The 17,712-nt window shown below is 58.0% G+C and carries 15 protein-coding genes; 8 read left to right on the top strand and 7 right to left on the bottom strand.

Annotation, left to right across the window (positions count from 1 at the left end):
* Positions 1-30: 30 nt before the first annotated feature.
* The gene (gene ade, locus ATU_RS11185; RefSeq protein WP_006314653.1) at positions 31-1,725 is read right to left on the bottom strand and encodes an adenine deaminase; all 1,695 of its coding nucleotides are present in this window, start codon (positions 1,723-1,725) and stop codon (positions 31-33) included.
* Positions 1,726-1,998: 273 nt separating this feature from the next.
* Here ade and ATU_RS11180 point away from each other — a divergent pair, with 273 nt between their 5' ends.
* Positions 1,999-2,946, top strand: a complete 948-nt coding sequence (locus tag ATU_RS11180; protein ID WP_010972201.1) for a cyclic di-GMP phosphodiesterase — start codon at positions 1,999-2,001, stop codon at positions 2,944-2,946.
* Here ATU_RS11180 and ATU_RS11175 read toward each other — a convergent pair.
* Positions 2,943-3,452, bottom strand: coding sequence for a GNAT family N-acetyltransferase (locus tag ATU_RS11175; protein ID WP_010972200.1), 510 nt, complete (start codon positions 3,450-3,452; stop codon positions 2,943-2,945). The two genes, ATU_RS11180 and ATU_RS11175, sit on opposite strands and share 4 nt — an antisense overlap.
* Entirely contained in the window at positions 3,452-5,641 is a 2,190-nt protein-coding gene (locus ATU_RS11170) for an anthranilate synthase (RefSeq protein ID WP_010972199.1), read from the bottom strand. The genes ATU_RS11175 and ATU_RS11170 overlap by 1 nt, the downstream gene beginning before the upstream one ends.
* Before the next feature lie 282 nt (positions 5,642-5,923).
* On the opposite strand from ATU_RS11170, the gene ATU_RS11165 reads away from it, so the two are divergent.
* Positions 5,924-6,826 carry an extensin-like domain-containing protein gene (locus tag ATU_RS11165; RefSeq protein ID WP_010972198.1) on the top strand — a complete coding sequence of 301 codons (903 nt, stop codon included), beginning with the start codon at positions 5,924-5,926 and terminating at the stop codon, positions 6,824-6,826.
* Between the two features lie 52 nt (positions 6,827-6,878).
* Here the strand turns inward: ATU_RS11165 and ATU_RS11160 are convergent, their stop codons facing one another.
* Positions 6,879-9,119, bottom strand: a complete 2,241-nt coding sequence (locus ATU_RS11160; RefSeq protein WP_010972197.1) for a TonB-dependent hemoglobin/transferrin/lactoferrin family receptor — start codon at positions 9,117-9,119, stop codon at positions 6,879-6,881.
* Positions 9,120-9,475: 356 nt separating this feature from the next.
* Here ATU_RS11160 and ATU_RS11155 point away from each other — a divergent pair, with 356 nt between their 5' ends.
* Together ATU_RS11155 and ATU_RS11150 are read left to right on the top strand one after the other, a co-directional pair.
* Positions 9,476-9,997, top strand: coding sequence for a TIGR00645 family protein (locus ATU_RS11155; protein WP_006314646.1), 522 nt, complete (start codon positions 9,476-9,478; stop codon positions 9,995-9,997).
* Between the two features lie 93 nt (positions 9,998-10,090).
* The gene (locus ATU_RS11150) at positions 10,091-10,807 is read left to right on the top strand and encodes a helix-turn-helix transcriptional regulator (protein ID WP_006314645.1); all 717 of its coding nucleotides are present in this window, start codon (positions 10,091-10,093) and stop codon (positions 10,805-10,807) included.
* Between the two features lie 29 nt (positions 10,808-10,836).
* Here ATU_RS11150 and ATU_RS11145 read toward each other — a convergent pair whose 3' ends face one another.
* The 3 genes from ATU_RS11145 to ATU_RS11135 form a co-directional block, all read right to left on the bottom strand.
* Positions 10,837-11,994, bottom strand: a complete 1,158-nt coding sequence (locus tag ATU_RS11145) for a DUF2333 family protein (RefSeq protein ID WP_006314644.1) — start codon at positions 11,992-11,994, stop codon at positions 10,837-10,839.
* 238 nt (positions 11,995-12,232) lie between these two features.
* Entirely contained in the window at positions 12,233-12,685 is a 453-nt protein-coding gene (locus ATU_RS11140; RefSeq protein WP_006314643.1) for a pseudoazurin, read from the bottom strand.
* Positions 12,686-12,798: 113 nt separating this feature from the next.
* Complete coding sequence (locus ATU_RS11135; RefSeq protein WP_006314642.1) at positions 12,799-13,380, bottom strand: thymidine kinase; 582 nt, start codon at positions 13,378-13,380, stop codon at positions 12,799-12,801.
* A 378-nt stretch (positions 13,381-13,758) separates the two neighbouring features.
* Between ATU_RS11135 and ATU_RS11130 the strand changes: the two genes are divergently transcribed.
* The 4 genes from ATU_RS11130 to ATU_RS11115 all read left to right on the top strand — a co-directional run bounded on the left by ATU_RS11130 (position 13,759) and on the right by ATU_RS11115 (position 17,709).
* Positions 13,759-14,661 carry a choline ABC transporter substrate-binding protein gene (locus ATU_RS11130; protein ID WP_376907309.1) on the top strand — a complete coding sequence of 301 codons (903 nt, stop codon included), beginning with the start codon at positions 13,759-13,761 and terminating at the stop codon, positions 14,659-14,661.
* A 290-nt stretch (positions 14,662-14,951) separates the two neighbouring features.
* Positions 14,952-15,803, top strand: coding sequence for a choline ABC transporter permease subunit (gene choW, locus ATU_RS11125; RefSeq protein ID WP_035216112.1), 852 nt, complete (start codon positions 14,952-14,954; stop codon positions 15,801-15,803).
* Complete coding sequence (gene choV, locus ATU_RS11120) at positions 15,800-16,846, top strand: choline ABC transporter ATP-binding protein (protein WP_006314637.1); 1,047 nt, start codon at positions 15,800-15,802, stop codon at positions 16,844-16,846. The genes choW and choV overlap by 4 nt, the downstream gene beginning before the upstream one ends.
* A gap of 542 nt (positions 16,847-17,388) precedes the next feature.
* A complete protein-coding gene (locus ATU_RS11115) occupies positions 17,389-17,709 on the top strand; it encodes an ArsR/SmtB family transcription factor (RefSeq protein WP_006314636.1) in 321 nt (106 codons plus the stop codon).
* The last annotated feature ends 3 nt before the right edge of the window (positions 17,710-17,712 follow it).

Genomic DNA, 17,712 nt, shown 5'->3' with positions numbered 1-17,712 from the left:
CCGCCGCGTGCGGCGATATACGCTGCGCAATCAAATCAGCGCAAACCGATCCACATCCACCATACCCATATCCGAAATCTTCAAATGCGGAATGACGGGCAGCGGCAGGAAGGCGACCTGCAGGAAGGGTTCTTCCAGCGTGGTGCCGAGTGCGTAGGCGGCCTTGCGCAGGGTGTGCAGCGTGTCGCGTACCGTCTCGTAAGGTTCGAGGCTCATAAGCCCGGCGACGGGGAGCGCGATTTCGCCCGTCACCCGGCCGTCTTCCACCACCACGAAACCACCCTTGATGTCTCCGAGCCGGTTGGCGGCCAGCGCCATGTCGTCTTCGCTCACGCCGACGACGCAGATATTATGGCTGTCATGGCCGACGGTGGAGGCGATGGCGCCCTTTTTCAGTCCGAAGCCCTGGACGAAACCATTGGCATGATTGCCGTTCTTGCCATGACGTTCGATGACGGCAACCTTGATGATGTCGTTTTCGAGATCGACGGTGGTCTGGTTGCCATCCGTCGGCAGCTTGTAGCGGCGATGTTCGGTGATGATCTTGCCGGGAAGCACGCCCATGACTGGGGTTTCGCCCTCCGTGACCGGCACACCGAAATGGGAGGCAAGCACCGGTCTGGCCTTGACGCTGTCGAGACCGACGGGTGCCACCGGTTTGCGGGTGGCAAACAGGGCGTCATCGACCAGGCGGCCGCCGGAAAGCACCATGCTCGCCTTACAGTTCTGCAGGGTGTCGATGACCACGAGATCGGCGCGCCAGCCGGGGGCGACAAGACCGCGATCACGAAGACCGAAGGCTTTAGCAGCGGAAATCGAGGCGGCTCGATAGATGGCGAGCGGTTCCACGCCGCTGGCGATCGCCGTGCGGATCATATAGTCCAGATGGCCCTGTTCGGCGATATCGAGCGGATTGCGATCATCGGTGCAGAGCGCCAGATAGGGTGACAGGCGTTCGGTGATGATAGGCATCAGCGCATGCAGGTCCTTCGAGACCGAACCTTCGCGTACCAGAATATGCATGCCCTTACGGATTTTCTCCAGCGCCTCAGCGGCGCTCGTGCATTCATGTTCGGTACGGATGCCGGCGGCGAGATAACCGTTGAGCGCCGCTCCCGACAGAAGCGGTGCGTGACCATCGATATGCTGGCCCTGAAAGGCCTCCAGCTTTGCCATGCACACCGGGTCCTTGTGGATGACACCCGGGAAATTCATGAATTCGGCAAGCCCGATGACCTTCGGATGATTTCGGAACGGCAGCAGCTTTTCGATCGGTAGATCGGCGCCTGATGTTTCCAGATGGGTGGCGGGCACGCAGGAGGAGAGCTGCACGCGGATGTCCATGATGGTTTCCATGGCGCTGTCGAGGAAGAACTGAAGCCCTTCCGCGCCCAGCACATTGGCAATCTCGTGCGGGTCACAGATGGCGGTGGTGACACCATAGGGCAGAACGCAGCGGTCGAATTCATGCGGTGTAACGAGCGAGGATTCGATATGGAGATGTGTATCGATGAAGCCGGGAACGACGATTTTTCCGGAAATATCGATTTCATGCCGACCCTTGTAGTCTCCACATGTGCCAACGACAGTATCGCCGCAAATAGCAATGTCCGAAGCAACAAGTTCCCCGGTGACAAGATCGAAAAAACGCCCGCCCTTCAGAACCATATCTGCCGGTTCACGGCCGGTACCCTGATCGATGCGTGATTCTAAATTGGAACTCATGGGCTTCTGTTCGACTCCTGGTATTATTGCCATGCGATATTTTCTTTCATTTGCATTCTTGGGTTGTTTTCAGCCTATTTCTTCGCGTTTTCGTGGTTTTTAAATATAGCTATAGTAAAAAATTTTCATATTCGTGCTATCTTATTTCTAGTGTTGCATATTGAAGCATCGCCGGGAGGGCGTGAACTCTGTGCTTCGAGGGGAGCGGTTACGCCGGGCTCTTGCAAATTTCGGTTCGACCGTAACATCCGGGAAGGAAATTGAAAGAGTCAGATGTTGAAACGAATTTCAACCCAGCAATTGGCTGTGGGCATGTTTATCGAAGCGGTCGAGGGGACGTTTTCGAACCATAAAATTACACAGAAGTACCGTTTTCTTTTGCAGCGCGAGGAGGTTGTGCAGCAGCTGAAAAAAAGTGGGGCAGAGAGCATCGTCATCAATACTGCCAAGGGCAGCGATGTCGGCGCCAGCCAGGGCCCGGGCAGTGCCGGCGTATCGCAGACGGATCCGTCTCCATCGATGGTAACAGCGGTCACTCAGGCGGTGCGTTCGGCCGCGGATGTGATCGCCGAGACATTTTCGGTTGCCGAAGGCGGCGGCTGTGTTTCCTTCCAGGGCATGACGGCGGCGGCGGGAAAGATTTCCGACGCCATTCAGGCCAACCCGGCCGTCTTCATCGGCGTCACCCGCCTGAAATCGAAGGATGAAACGACCTTCGTGCATTCGGTTTCCGTCAGCGGTCTGATGATCCTCTTCGGCAATTATCTCGGGCTGAACAAGGAAACAGTCAACCTGCTCGGCGTCAGCGGCTTGCTTCACGATATCGGCAAGGTCGAAATACCGTCATCCATTCTGAACAAGACGGAGGGGCTCTCCATCGAGGAGCGCGAAATCATCAATCTCCACCCCGCATTCGGGCGGGATATCCTGTCGCGTGACGGGCAGATGCCTGACATGGTCCTCGATGTCTGCTTCAATCATCACGAGCGGATCGATGGCGGCGGTTATCCCAGCGGTCGTGCCGGCGGCGAGATCAGCCTTCATGCGCGCATTGCCGCGATTTGTGATGTCTATGATGCCGTCACCTCGGTCAGGCCTTACAAGAAGCCCTGGACGGCGAATGACGCGCTGACCTGGATGCTGCGCCGGGACGGACATTTCGACATACAGCTTCTGAAGAAGTTCGCGCTCTGTATTTCGGCTTCGCTCCCAAGAGTTTAGTTGCCGAAGATGATCGCCATGTTCAGACTGTCGATATAGTGCCCGTCGATCGAAACGGCATCGCGGGCCCGGCCCTCATGCGCAAAGCCGATCTTTTCATAAAGCGCAATGGCTCTGGCGTTGTCCGCGTGCACGCTCAGTTCAATGCGATGCAGCCCGAATTCGTGGGCGGCATCGAGTGTCCGCCGCATCAGCCGCGCGCCCAGTCCCTTGTTACGATAGGCAGGCAGGATGCCCATGCCGAGCGTGCCGCAATGGGCGCGGGTCGCTCTGTCCTGGCGGCGAATATCGCACCAGCCGATCACGTCGCCATCCGCAATCGCCACGAATTGCGGATGGTCGTTTTCGATCATGTCGAGAACGAAGGCGCGCACCGCTTCGAGCGGTGGCGCCTCCAGAAAGCTCAGATATTTCCGCTCACGCGACACTGCATCGAGAGCACGATGAAAGCTTTCAACGTGCTCCGCCCGGATAGGCTTAATGGTAACCGTGTCATCGAGCGCCATCACGCGGCCTTGGTCTTCGCCTTGCGGGTCAGATGCACCACGACATTCTCGATCATCCGCATGCCCGCGTCCTGTCCGAGCGTCATGATCGATTCCGGGTGGAACTGAACGGCGGCCACCGGTTCCTTGGCGTGTTCGATGCCCATGATCGTGCCGTCCTCGCTTTCTGCGGTGATGATGAAATCACGCGGCAGGGTGGCGGGATCGGCGAAGATCGAATGGTAACGACCGACCGTGACTTCCTTGCCGAGACCGGAGAAGACGAGGCCGGGTTCCAGCACGCGGATGCGCGAAGGCTTGCCGTGCATGGGCACAGCAAGCTGGCGCAGCTCGCCGCCATAGGCTTCTGCCAATGCCTGCAGACCGAGGCAAACGCCGAAGATCGGCAGATCGCGGGCGCGGGCGGCCTTGATCGTTGCCTTGCAGTCGAAATCCGTCGGGCTGCCGGGTCCGGGCGACAGGACAACGAGGTCCGGCTGGAAGCGATCGAACACGTCGGCTGCGACCGGTGATCTGACGGTCGAGACCGTCGCGCCCGTCTGGCGGAAATAATTCGCCAGCGTGTGCACGAAGCTGTCTTCGTGGTCGACGAGCAGGATCTTGACGCCGGTGCCGACTTTGGCGGCATCACGCTTGGTGGCGGCAGAGTTGGTGCCTTTTGCGTCACGAATGGCTGATATCATGGCGGAGGCCTTCAGTTCGGTTTCGGCTTCTTCTTCCTGCGGGTTGGAATCATTGAGCAGGGTCGCGCCGGCGCGCACTTCGGCAATACCGTCCTTGATCCGGATGGTGCGCAGCGTCAGGCCGGTATTCATGTCGCCGTTGAAGCCGACCATGCCGATCGCACCGCCATACCAGGCGCGCGGGCTCTTTTCATGACCTTCGATGAAGCGCATGGCCCACAGCTTTGGTGCACCGGTGACGGTGACGGCCCAGGCGTGGCTGAGGAAACCGTCAAAGGCGTCCATATCGTCGCGCAGGCGGCCTTCGATGTGATCGACGGTGTGGATGAGGCGTGAATACATCTCGATCTGGCGGCGGCCAATGACCTTCACCGAACCCGGCTCGCAGACGCGGCTCTTGTCGTTGCGGTCCACGTCCGAGCACATGGTCAGTTCGGATTCGTCCTTTTTCGAGTTGAGCAGTTTCAAAATCTGCTCGCTGTCGGCAATCGGATCGTCGCCGCGCTTGATGGTGCCTGATATCGGGCAGGTCTCGATGCGACGGCCGGAGACGCGCACGAACATTTCCGGCGAGGCGCCGACCAGATATTCCTGATCGCCGAGATTGATGAAGAAGGAATAGGGCGACGGGTTGATCGCCTTCAGGCGGCGGGAAATCGCCGACGGATTGCTTTCGCAACGCTCCATGAATTTCTGGCCGGGAACGACCTCGAACAGGTCGCCGCGGCGGAAGCTTTCCTTGGCCTTCACCACAAGCTCGGAATATTCGCCGGGACGGTGATCGCCCTTGGGCGGGATGGTATCGGTGGTCTTGAAGGGATCGGGGGTAATGTCGGAGGATTTGCCGTCCGTCGTCATGCCGTCCTTCTCGAAATCGTAACGGTCGATCCAGGCCTTGGCGGAATAGTGATCAACGACGAGGATTTCATCGGGCAGAAACAGCACCATGTCACGCTGGTCTTCCGGACGCGCCAGCGAAAGCTTGATCGCGTCGAACTGGAAGGCGAGATCGTAACCGAAGGCACCGAACAGGCCGATGGCCGAATCCGCGCTCGAATAGAAGAGGTCGACGATGGCTCTGAGAGCGGTGAAGACCGTCGGGATTTTCGAGCGTTCTTCTTCGGTGAAGACACGGTCCGGTTCGTTGACGGTAAGATCGAGCCGGCGGGTCGAGGAAGCGCCGAGGGTGAGATCGGGTGTCGCCTTCAGCTTTTCCGTAATGAAATCGAGCAGCACTTCGCCGCGGCCATTATAGGCTTCGATCCACATCTTGCGGCCAAAACAGGAAATGCCGAGCGGCGGATCGACGATGGCCGTATCCCAGCGGGTGTAACGGCCCGGATATTCATAGTTGGACGAAAAAACCGCGCCGCGATGGGAATCAAGCTTTTCGATGTAATTATCGATGGCGTTGGCATAATCGGTGGGCCGGCGCTTTCGGCTGACCTGGATGCCGCCTTTCGTCTCGTAGGTCTCCGCTCCGTCATCCTGAATGATCGTTACCATTTCTCTCGTACTTCCTGTTGTTCAGGCCCGATGACAGGCGGCATAATAACAAAAAAGCCGCCTGAAAATTCGGGCGGCTTGGACTTTGTCTGAAGACATGACTGGTCAAGGCCGCAAAAAGCTGCTCCACCACCAGTTAGCAATGTTCTTAGACACGATATTCATGGGAAAATTGTTAGCGTGCACGATCCGCCTTGGCAAGCGGATTTCGGTGAGGGAATGAACCTTACCTGTCGCTAAGGCGTTGCCCTCCTGCCGAAACGGTCAGGAGTACCCCGTATAATGCTTCATCGCCTGTGTCTTCTGGTAGCCAGCCTCGCCTTGATTTCCGCTTCCGAACCGCCGTCGCAGGTGCCGGTGCCGCAGCCCAAACCGGGCGAGGGGCAATCCTCCACCCCAGAAAAGCCGGCGGAGGAAAAGCAACAGACCCCGGTTGAAGCGCCGAAACCGGCCCCGAAGCCCCAGGTTCCGGACGAGCAGAAACCGGATGCTGAAAAGCCACCCGCTGAGAAAGGTTCTGATGATCCTAAAATGGAAGGCGAGGGCAAGGACGGCGCGGAACAGCAAAAACCGGCTGACGAGGCGGCAAAACCCGAGATGCCGCGAGAACCGGTAAAGCCGGAAGACCCCGCGGCACTTCAGGCCTGCCTTGGCGCATTGAAGGAGATTGGCGCGGAGTTCAAAAAGCTTGAGCCCATCCGCGACGAGGAGCAGGGCTGTGGCATCGAAGCGCCTGTCGAGCTTTCCGTAGTTCTGCCCGGCATCAAGCTCGAACCATCAGGCATCATGCGCTGCGAAACCGCGCTTGCCCTTTCCCGCTGGACCAAGGAGATGATGCTGCCGGCGGCGGCGCTTGCGATGCCGGAGAAAAAGGTGACGGCCATTGCCAACGCCTCGACCTACATCTGCCGCAACCGCAACAGTGCCGAAACGGGCAAGATTTCCGAGCATGCCAAGGGCAATGCGGTGGATATTTCCACGATCGCTTTCGACAAGGGCGAACCGCTGGTGATGAAACCGCGCGGTGAGGACGGGACGCCGGAAGGTGCCTTCCAGCGCACCATCACCGCTGCCGCCTGCCTGTTTTTCCGAACGGTTCTCTCGCCCGGCAGCGACGCCACCCATCAGGATCACCTGCATCTCGACGTGCTGGAGCGAAAAGGCGGCTATCTCTATTGCCGCTGACAAAAAAGGGCGACCCTGGGGCCGCCCACTGGAGATGATTTTTTGCCCGGATTTAGAACTTCTGGGTGAGGGAGATTTTGAAGGTGCGGCCCGCTTCCGTGTAGAAATCGACCGGCTGGTTGACGGTGCTGACAGAATTCGGGTTCACGTCGCGGACGCCGACCCCATTCCAGTATTTCCTGTCGAACAGGTTGTAGACACCCGCCTGGATGCGCAGACCCTTGGTCTGTTCCGGCTCCCACCAGCCGGTCAGGTTGAAGACGCCGTAGCCGGGGGCATCGAAAGTGCTGGCCACCCCGTCGTCCCGCATGCCGGATGAGAAGACGCCGGTCAGTTCCGTGCCCCAGACCTCCTGTGCGTAGCCGACGCCAAGGATCGACTTGAACGGCGCCACCGTGCGGATGAACTCGTTGGTGTCGGTATCCTTGCCATAGGCATAAGCCAGCGAAGCATGCGCGAAGAAGCCATTCGCCAGTTCCTTGCGGACCTTGGCTTCGACACCGGAGATTTCGACATTGTTACGGTTGCGATAGGTGAAGAGCGAGCCATTGCCCCTGCCGCCGAAGCCGGGGAACAGTGTCGTCGAGGTGGTATATTGCTCGATGAAGTCCTTGTATTTGTTGTGGAACAGCGTCAGGCTCCCCGTCAGGTCGCCGGATGCATAGTTCGCGCCGATTTCGAAACCATTGCTGGTCTCGGGATTGAGGGCGGAGTTGCCGACAACGGCGTAACCGGAGCTGATGTTCGAGAAGTTCAGATACAGTTCGTTGATCGTGGGGGCGCGATAGGCCATCGACCACTGTGCGAAGAGCTGCAGTTCCGGCGTGACGTCATAGGTTGCAAGCAGTTTCGGCGAGAAGCGCGAGCCGCTATTGCCGCTCGGCAGGCCGAAGGTTCGGTAACCGCTGTTGCTGGATACGGAACCGTCAGGATCGTAATCGTAGGAATCGAAGCGCAGGCCGGGGGTCAGGCGGAAACCGTTGCCGAAGGCGATCTCGTCATCGAGATAAAGGCCGAGGCTCTTGCCGCTCACATCAGGCATGTCCGACTGCGATGACGACGTCACTCCGGCCGTGTTGGCGAAAAGCTCCTGGCTGAAATCGGTCGTCATGGCGTTGCCGCCGAAACGGACCGTATGCTGCACGCCGCCAAGCTCGAAACCGGATTCGAGGCCGCCGACGATGCCGAATGCGCTGTTGCGCATGCTGTCTTCGCGGATGTAGAGCGAATTGTTGGTCAGGCGGTCGCCGGCGCCGGATTCCTTGGACAGACGTGTCCAGTAAAGCGAGAGATTAGCGGCATCGATCACGCCATCGGTCGAGGGAGCCTCGTATTCGTAATCGAGCGATACACGGTCGCGCTCGGTATCCTCATAACCCCGGTAGTCGCCGATACGGTAGGTCGAACCCGAGACGCTGACGCCTTGCAGCGTCTTCATGTCGCTGCGGTTTCTGAGCGAATAACGCTCGGCCGTCAGGCCGATGCGGTGGCCACCTTCCAGATCCTGGCGGATCTTGAACATCAGGTTGCTTTCATAGGTGTCGGCAGGGTTGGGCTTGGTGCGGCGCGTTCCGTAGATATCCGCCGTGCCCCTGTTGTCCGTCTCATTGCCGCGCTTATAGGAGCCCTGGAACAGGACCGAGGTGTTCTCGATCTTCTTGGCGACGGCGAGCGATCCGCCGACGCTTCGGTCTTCGCTGTCATAGCTGGTTTTGGCGACGCCACCCCAATCCTTGCCTTCGCCGATCAGGTCTTCCGGCTCGAGCGTGCGCAGCACCAGCGCGCCACCGAGTGCGCCCGAGCCGATGCGGCTGGAATCGGCGCCGCGCACCACGTCTACAGACGAAAGCGATGAGAAATCAAAGCTCGAACTCGTGTCGCTAAGGGTGGTCGTGGCCTGGCCCTGACGGGCGAAATTGTTGAAATAGGGAACGGGAATATTGTCGATCAGCGTCACGACACGGGCGCCGCCGAGGCCTCGAATGAACAATCCGCCCGGACGACCCGGCTTGGAATCCACATAGTCGACGCCCGGTTCGGTGGTGTTTCCGAGATCCTTTATGCTGCCAATGTCCTTCTTGCGGATGTCCTCTGCCGTCGTCTGGCTTGCCAGCGGCGTATCTGCTGCGGCGTTGGCGCTTTTGACGCGTTTGCCTTTCACCACGATCTTTTCGAGCGTGGTCGTGCCGTTTTCCTGCGAAGCGGCATCCTGCGCTCGCGCAGGCCCGGCAAGGGGAAGAAGAGAAATGGCAGTGCACAAAAGCAGCGCGGAATGTGTGCGCGAGATGGACATTAAATACCCCCGGATATGCGCGCAAAGAAGCCACGGCGCGCAAAAACGCGCCGCGCTCAAGCGCGGCTGGACATGGTCTGATGTGTTACGGGCAAGCCGATAGGCGAGGACTAAAAAACATGACGATCACTGTCAACATATTATATATGACTTTTTGAATCATGTTTTAAAGCGTAAGGGTATGTTGCAAAAATATTACGGTTGTCAGGCCGTGGCCAAAATGGCGGATCGGGGCCGAAAAGGCCGCAGTGTGGTCAAAGTCCCGACATTGGCGCTTGCTAGGATATTCGCTGCCAGTTTACATGGCGAAAGAAAAACGTGCCCCATACAAAACAGATTATTAATCGGATACGGAAATGAAGTCTCTTGAACTGCTCGTCGAGCGGATCATTCTCTCCAGCCGCTGGCTGCTCGTCGTCTTTTATCTCGGGCTCGTCGCGGCACTGGCGGTTTATGCCTTCTCCTTCGCGCTGAAATTCCTCAAAGTTGCGAAGAATGTTTTCATCTACGATGAATCGGACATGATCCTTGCCATGCTCGGCCTGATCGATGCGGCGCTGGTGGCCAGCCTGATCGTCATGGTGATGATCTCCGGCTACGAGAATTTCGTCAGCCGCTTCGATGAGGCGGATGACGAGGTTTCGTTTCTCGGCAAGCTCGATTCGGGCAGCCTGAAGATCAAGGTCGCGTCATCGATCGTGGCGATTTCGTCGATCCATCTGCTGCAGATATTCCTCAACGCCAGTCAATATACGGACAGCCAGTTGATGTGGTTCACCATCATCCATCTGGCTTTTGTCGTTTCGGCGGTCATGCTCGGTTTTCTGGAAAAACTGATGGCCAAGCCGAAGGACAAGTCTGAAAAACAGGTGCTTTAGGTCAGTTGGTCCGCTTGTTATGAAGGTCGCCCCCCGTTTGACCCGCTTGCGTGTTTTTTGCTCCGGCCAGCCCGGTATGGCGGCGGTGCGTGAATGGTGAAGACGGAGCGTCAGGCCAGACTATGCCGGGATCTGTCGGCCGCCGCCGACAAATCCCAATGGCTGGAGGCGCTGCAGGAGGTCATGCATGCGTTTGGTTATGCCCATGTGACCCTCCTGAGGTTACCAGGTGGACAGAACGCCTTTGCTTTGCCGTTGGTTGTTGAAAGCAGCCTGCCGGTCTGGGTCGTGAATGCGATGACCAAGGATGGTGCGCTTGGGGACTGTCCGGTCATCAAGCGTGGCGCCTCATCGATGATGCCGCAATATTGGTCGCTGGAAGACCCGGAGATGGCCTGCGGATCGCTGGTGGATGCGGTGAACTCGGTGGGCAGCATGGGCATTACGTCCGGTCTCATGGTGCCGGTGAATGGCATGTCCGGAAACCGGCATCTGATGAATTTCGCAGGCGACCGCGATACCCTGCCGCAGGCATCTCTGAACGAACTTTGCATGATCGCGCTGCATGCGCTGGAAACCTATGACCGCCTTTGCCGCGTCGCTTCGAAAGGGCCGTCGCCTTTGACGAAGCGGGAGCTCGATGTGGTGCGCTGGACGGCGCAGGGGAAGACCTCGGTGGAGATCGCCGAGCTTCTCTCCATCTCGGAGCACACGGTCAATACCTACATGAACAACGCCATGCGCAAGCTCGATTGCGTCAACCGCACACAGCTGGTGGCGAAGACCATCCGTCTGCGGCTGATAGAGTAAGCCGGCCGGACAGCGGGCCGGCCTCCTTATCAACGGTCGAGAACCGAGCGAAGCTCGACGAGGTTCGAGCGCACCCGCAGAACATAAAATCCCATGGTGGCGAGGTGCGACGGCATGAGCCAGCCGCTTTCCTCGCCGTTGGAAATGATGGCCGGCTGGATGCGCAGCGCCGCGCGGGTCTGCGACAGCGTGTCGTTCCAGAGGTTGGTCAGGTTGCGTTCGCGGATGACCTGCGCAAAGTCGGATCCGGCGGCGGAAAGCACGCCGTAATAACCATAAAGCTGGCCATAGGCGAACCAGAAGCGGTCATCGGCACGCGTGTCGAACCAGCCGCCATTATAGTTTTCCGAACGTTCGCGCAGAATTGCAGACGTGGAACCGATATCGCCTGCGATACGGTCGATGAACTGGATCAGGTTGTCGGCGCGGGTATCGAAGACGGCTTTGCAGGCGGTGAGTTCGCCGTTGAAGGCCTGGAAGCTGCGGATTGCGGCGCGGTAATAGCTGGGGGTCGGCGTCTTCGGGCCGAAGGGATCGAGGCCGAAATACCAGGAATATTCGCTGAACTGCATGTTGCCACGCGCTTCCTGGAGATTGTTATTGATACCCGAGGTGCCGCGCACGCGGCCGAGCGTATCTACCAGCTCCACCGAGGTGCGGCGCACAGCCTGGTTCACGCCGCGCTGGAACGAGGCCTTGTTATCGAGAAACGGTGTGCTGTCCCAGTCCATACCAAAGAGGCCGAGGCGATAGAGCAGCATGGAGGAAATCCATGCATTCTGGTTGACGTTGAAGTCGGTAAGGTCGACGGCAGCATCCACGATGGCCGAGCGCTGGCACACGGGTGCGGAGGTGTTTGCTGCAACACCGGTTGCGCCGGCGGCAGCAGCCGGAGTTACGGCCGGCAATTCCTGTCCGGGGGGCACGGTGCGTTCGGCAAGTTTGTAGCGGGAAATGTAATCCGGATCGAAATTCGTCCAGACCTGGGTTTGCCAGACGAAATATCCGTAGAAACCGGCCAGCAGGATGGCGATCAGAGCAATTGGGCCCTTGATGAGCCAGTTGCGGCCGCTGTACCAGCCATGCGCGGCCATGAAGGGCCATAAAAGCCATGCGACGAGAAGACCGGCAGCCTTGCCGATAGCGCTGAAACCTGCCTGAATCAAAGCGGTGATCCGGTCTATCATGTCGTCATCGTCTCCTCTGCCCGTGGGCCGGATGCGGCAAGAAAAATCCGCGGTTCGGCAGGGTGCCTTTGGCGTTCCCTGTCAACCGCGGCCATTTACTGTCTTCCAGATATGTCCCGGTCAACCGGGATACAACATGATTGCGAAACTTTTCTCAACCTGCGGTCCGCGCCGGCCGTTGCGGCATTTCGATGATGCCGGATCAACGAGGCCGGTGCGGGACCGAGGCGATATGAGGTTAGAGGCCGAGCTTGGCGATCTCCTCGTTCAGCCGGTCGCGTGCCTTTTTCGGCAGTTTGCCGTTCTTGACGACGTCCAGATTGGCGGGTGTCGCATCGCCGACAACGACGAGCGCGATCATGCCCATGCCGAGATGCGGGGTGCATTTGACGACATAAGCACCTTCCTTCTCGACCGTGATCTTCACCGCTTCGTTCATCTTGCCCTTGAACTCTGCAACACCCTCGGGGATCATGTCCTTCACGGCTGCCGCATCATGGCCCTTGTCGACCGGCACGAAAGTGATGACGTCGCCGACGGCGGCCTTGACGGTTGCAGGTTCAAAGACCATCGCCTGACCGTCGCTGCCCTTGTTGAGCATCTTCACTTCGATTTCGGCGGACAAGGCGGGAAAAGCGCAAAGAGCGGCGACGATGGCGAGGCCGGCGAATTTGGCAGTTCTGTTCAGCATAATTCTGCTCCTGAGAGAAAGCACATCCACGCGAATGTGTCCCCGTCGTCTTAGCGCAGGAGCGGACAGGCCATCTTTGCGAAAAATCAAATGCGGCAACCGGACGCAGCGGGTCAACTGCAGTTAAATGTTTCCACCCAGTGGCGGCGGCAGAAGGAAACGTATTTCCCGTTGCCGCCAACTTCGATCTGGGCGCCTTCGGTCACGACCTTTCCTTCGCTGTCGAAGCGGGCCACCATCGTCGCCTTGCGGCCGCAATGGCAGATGGTGCGGATTTCGCGAAGCTCGTCGGCAATGGCGAGCAGTTCCTTCGAGGCCGGGAAGAGCTTGCCCTGGAAATCCGTCCGCAGGCCATAGGTCATGACCGGAATGTTCAGCCGGTCGGCAATGTTGGCAAGTTGCCAGACATGGTGCTCGGAGAGGAAATTGGCTTCATCGACGAAGACGCAGGCGACAGGTGCCTGCGCGTGCAATGCCGCTACCTCGGCGAACAGGTCGGTATTTTCATCGAAGGTCCGGGCTTCGGAGGACAGGCCGATACGCGAGGCAACGCGGCCAACGCCGGCCCGATCGTCAAAGGCGGCCGTGAAGATCAGAGTGCGCATGCCGCGTTCCTGATAATTATAGGACGCCTGCAACAACATGGTCGATTTGCCGGCATTCATCGTCGAATAATTGAAATAGAGTTTTGCCATGATCCACTCCCGGAGCGCCTCGCGTCTGCGGACGCTTCGCAATGCTTCAACCTATTTGCGGACATCGCGTCCCACGAAAGCGATTCCCGTTTGCACCGATGCCATATGCCGCGTGTTTTGACCGCGGAAAAGCGGGTTGAAAAGTGCCATCGAGGGAAAAACACAGATTTCCGCACGCTGCCGTTTCAGCGAATCGGGTTTGCGAAAAGGCGGCGATTTTCACGATTTTGTCGCAAACGGGGGTCCAAAGCACGCAAATGCACGCGAGTTGATTGTGGCCGGAAGATATTGATAATGGCAAGGGAACGAAAAAACAGGGAGCAAACAATGTTTGCAAATAGAAGTCGCTGTCTGGCGCTCGCCGCGGCAATCTCCTCCATGACGTTCAGCGCGGCCGTTGCCGCCGAACCGGCAAGTTGTGGCACGGTGCGTTTTTCTGATGTCGGCTGGACCGACATCACCGCCACGACGGCGACCGCCACCGTGCTTCTGAAAAGCCTTGGCTACGAAACAGACGTCAAGCTTCTCTCCGTACCCGTCACCTATACGTCCTTGAAAAACAAGGACATCGACGTCTTCCTCGGCAACTGGATGCCGACCATGGAAGGTGACATAGCGCCCTACCGCGACGACAAATCGGTGGAAACGCTCAGGGAAAACCTGACCGGCGCGAAATATACGCTGGCGACCAATGCCAAGGGTGCCGAACTCGGCATCAAGGATTTCAAGGACATTGCCGCACATAGCAGTGAACTCGGCGGCAAGATTTACGGCATCGAGCCCGGCAATGACGGCAATCGCCTGATTCTCGACATGGTGGCAAAGGACAGTTTCGGACTGAAGTCCTTCGAGGTGGTGGAATCCTCCGAGCAGGGCATGCTTTCCCAGGTGGCCCGCGCCGAGAAATCCGGCGAGCCGATCGTCTTCCTCGGCTGGGAGCCGCATCCGATGAATGCGAATTTCAAGCTGACCTACCTGACCGGCGGCGACGAGGTCTTCGGCCCCAATTTCGGCGGTGCGACGATCTACACCAATGTCCGCAAGGGATATGTCGAAGAATGCCCGAATGTCGGCGCGTTTCTTAAGAACCTGCAGTTTTCCCTGCCGATGGAAAACGAGATCATGGGCAAGATCCTGAATGACGGTCTTGAGGGCGAGGCGGCCGCAACCGCCTGGCTGAAGGCCAATCCGGCGGCGATCGAGCCCTGGTTCGCCAACGTCAAGACAAAGGATGGCAGCGCGGACGCCCTGCCTGCCGTTAAAAAGGCTCTCGGCCTTTAGGCCACAAGACGATGCATGACTGCACCCGGCCTGCGCGGCAGGTCGGATGCAGTGGGAAATACGATGCCCATGCATGACCTTGCCCGCGAATTTTTCTCGCATCGAAGGCCATGGATCTGCACCGCGCCCGGCAAAGACGATGCCGGCCGTCGCTTCTGTATTGGAGCAATTCCGGTGACAATAGATCACTGAAAAAGCTCCGCTTCTTTGTTGTCTGCGCAATTCCGGACGCAAAACCGCTCTGCATTTTTGCCGGAATTGCTCTCATTCACGAAAGGTCTTTTCTTACCGTGGAATGGCTCAGCGCTCCTGAAAACCGCCTGCCTATCGGCCGATATGCCAAGGAGGCCATTGACTGGCTGACCGGCAATCTCGCTTTTTTCTTCGATTGGCTCTCTTTCATTTTCCAAAGCGTCATCAACGCCCTGCTCTACGTGCTGCAGGCGCCGCATCCGCTGATCATCGTCGCGATCGTGACGGCGCTTTCGGCCTGGACGCGCCGCTCGGCCGGCATGCCGATCTTCACCGCACTCGGTCTGTTGCTCATCATCAATCTCGGCTACTGGAAAGCGACGACTGAGACGCTGGCCCTGGTCATCGCCGCCAGCGCCGTGTGCATGATCATCGGCATACCGCTCGGCATATTGGCGGCACGGCGCAAGTGGATCTATGCCGGCATGCGCCCGGCGCTCGATCTGATGCAGACCATTCCCACCTTCGTTTATCTCATTCCCGCGCTGGTGCTGTTCGGCCTCGGCATGGTTCCGGGGCTGATCGCAACCGTCATCTTCGCCATTCCCGCTCCCGTCCGGCTGACGCGCCTCGGCATCGTCTCGACGCCGCCGGCGCTGGTGGAGGCGGCCGTCGCCTTCGGCGCAACGCCATCGCAGGTGCTGCGCAAGGTCGAACTTCCATTTGCCGCGCCGCAGATCATGGCCGGTCTCACCCAGACGATCATGCTGTCGCTATCGATGGTGGTCATTTCCGCCCTGGTGGGTGCCAATGGTCTCGGCGTGCCTGTTGTGCGCGCCTTGAACACGGTCAACATCGCCATGGGTTTCGAAGCAGGGCTTTGCATCGTCATATTGGCGATCGTTCTCGACAGGCTTTTCCGCCTTCCCGGTACGGAGGATGATCTATGAGTGACGCCATTATCTTCGGAAATGTCGATATCGTCTTCGGCGACCGGCCGGACGCGGCGCTGGCGCTGATAGACAAGGGCAGTACGCGCGACGAGATCAATGCGCAGACCGGGCTGGTGCTGGGTGTCGCCAATGCCTCGCTCTCTGTCAGCGAAGGCGAGATCCTTGTGCTGATGGGGCTTTCCGGTTCTGGCAAGTCGACCCTGGTCAGGGCCGTCAACGGGCTTGCGCCCGTCGTGCGCGGCAGTGTCAGCGTGAAGACCAAGTCCGGTTATGTCGATCCCTATCGTTGTCCGGCGAAAGCGCTGCGCGATCTGCGCATGCACACGGTTTCCATGGTCTTCCAGCAATTTGGCCTGCTGCCCTGGCGCAACGTTGCCGACAATGTCGGCTTCGGGCTCGAACTGTCAGGCGTGCCGGAAGCCGAGCGCAAACGCATGGTGGCCGAACAGCTTGAACTGGTAAACCTTTCCGCCTGGGCTGACCGTAAGGTGGGAGAGCTTTCCGGCGGCATGCAGCAGCGTGTGGGCCTGGCCCGGGCCTTCGCCACCGGCGCACCCATTCTTTTGATGGACGAGCCGTTCTCGGCGCTCGATCCCCTCATCAGAAGCCGCCTTCAGGACGAACTCCTCGAATTCCAGAGCCGGTTGAAGAAAACCATTCTCTTCGTCAGCCATGATCTCGATGAGGCCTTCCGCATCGGCAACCGCATCGCCATGATGGAAGGTGGGCACATCATCCAGTGCGGAACCCCGCAGCAGATCGTCAGGCAGCCGGCAACGCCCTATGTCGCGGATTTCGTGCAGAACATGAATCCGATTTCCATGCTGACTGCCGCTGATGTGATGAAGAGGGGCGTGGACGAGAGGAGCGGCCGGTTGACTGTTGCCGCCACCGCCCTTCCTTCGTCGCCGCTGATCGATATTCTCGATGCGCTGTCAAAGCACGCAGGTGCGATCGGCGTCGTTGACAACGGCGCGATCATAGGCACGATTTCGGCGGATGAAGTCGTGGCGGGGCTGACGCGACACCGCAAGAAATAGTGATTCGCCTATTTTGAACAAGAGCAAAGGGCTTCCTCAATGGAGGTCCTTTTTCTTTTCGGGCAAAGTCCGTGCAGCACAAGCATACCTTCCCACGCTGGCAAAGAATATTTTTTAATATCACAAGTTATGCATTAAAATAATTACGTATAAAAATCATATTGCAAATTTGGCAAAAATTGCGCAATGTTAATCTAGATTCTTTGGTTCACTATTAAATTTAAGGTGGTAATAGATTGAAGCGCCAAAATCCGGCGTCAAGCCTTGAGATAGAGGCGTCTAAGTTTTAATCTTTTATTTCTTATAAATACTATTTCTAATACATATTTTTATTACACTTTTCATAAAATCAGGCGAAACGCCAAAAAATTAAGCGCAATTTATTAACTCAATAATCGGTCAAGAATAGTCTTTGGAAGGGGCGCGATATAAGCAAGATTTAGGTATATACAACGTATCGACCGAATTATAAAAACACCTTTAGAACACCTATAATAGCCACCATGACCGTCTCTCCGACTGTCATCAGGAGACTTGAGCGTATGGATAATCAATCTCTGTCGGAACATAGCATCGCGGCTGCAGACTTGCTCTCAGCGATGGCGAACCCTAAGCGCCTGATGATCTTGTGCACGCTGGTGGATACGGAAGTGCCTGTTGGTGTTCTCGCTTCACAGGTTGGTCTCAGTCAGTCTGCTCTTTCGCAGCATTTGTCGAAATTGCGTGCCCAGCGACTGGTGAAGACACGACGGGATGCGCAGACCATCTATTATTCCAGCAACTCCGAATCCGTGAAGAAGATCCTCGCTTCACTTGAGGACATCTACTGCCAGGCGCAGAAGAGCAGCAAAACAGCGGCTTAACGT

Origin of the sequence: Agrobacterium fabrum str. C58 (genome assembly GCF_000092025.1) — a bacterium.
Taxonomy (GTDB): domain Bacteria; phylum Pseudomonadota; class Alphaproteobacteria; order Rhizobiales; family Rhizobiaceae; genus Agrobacterium; species Agrobacterium fabrum.
Note: the sequence above shows the minus strand (reverse complement) of the source record. Positions and strands in the feature narration are given on the sequence as shown.

Excerpts from the sequence above, each read along its gene's own strand:
- ade (WP_006314653.1), bottom strand. The coding sequence starts at position 1,725 with ATGAGTTCCAATTTAGAATCACGCATCGATCAGGGTACCGGCCGTGAA.
- ATU_RS11180 (WP_010972201.1), top strand. The coding sequence starts at position 1,999 with ATGTTGAAACGAATTTCAACCCAGCAATTGGCTGTGGGCATGTTTATC.
- ATU_RS11175 (WP_010972200.1), bottom strand. The coding sequence starts at position 3,452 with ATGGCGCTCGATGACACGGTTACCATTAAGCCTATCCGGGCGGAGCAC.
- ATU_RS11170 (WP_010972199.1), bottom strand. The coding sequence starts at position 5,641 with ATGGTAACGATCATTCAGGATGACGGAGCGGAGACCTACGAGACGAAA.
- ATU_RS11165 (WP_010972198.1), top strand. The coding sequence starts at position 5,924 with ATGCTTCATCGCCTGTGTCTTCTGGTAGCCAGCCTCGCCTTGATTTCC.
- ATU_RS11160 (WP_010972197.1), bottom strand. The coding sequence starts at position 9,119 with ATGTCCATCTCGCGCACACATTCCGCGCTGCTTTTGTGCACTGCCATT.
- ATU_RS11155 (WP_006314646.1), top strand. The coding sequence starts at position 9,476 with ATGAAGTCTCTTGAACTGCTCGTCGAGCGGATCATTCTCTCCAGCCGC.
- ATU_RS11150 (WP_006314645.1), top strand. The coding sequence starts at position 10,091 with ATGGTGAAGACGGAGCGTCAGGCCAGACTATGCCGGGATCTGTCGGCC.
- ATU_RS11145 (WP_006314644.1), bottom strand. The coding sequence starts at position 11,994 with ATGATAGACCGGATCACCGCTTTGATTCAGGCAGGTTTCAGCGCTATC.
- ATU_RS11140 (WP_006314643.1), bottom strand. The coding sequence starts at position 12,685 with ATGCTGAACAGAACTGCCAAATTCGCCGGCCTCGCCATCGTCGCCGCT.
- ATU_RS11135 (WP_006314642.1), bottom strand. The coding sequence starts at position 13,380 with ATGGCAAAACTCTATTTCAATTATTCGACGATGAATGCCGGCAAATCG.
- ATU_RS11130 (WP_376907309.1), top strand. The coding sequence starts at position 13,759 with ATGACGTTCAGCGCGGCCGTTGCCGCCGAACCGGCAAGTTGTGGCACG.
- choV (WP_006314637.1), top strand. The coding sequence starts at position 15,800 with ATGAGTGACGCCATTATCTTCGGAAATGTCGATATCGTCTTCGGCGAC.
- ATU_RS11115 (WP_006314636.1), top strand. The coding sequence starts at position 17,389 with ATGGATAATCAATCTCTGTCGGAACATAGCATCGCGGCTGCAGACTTG.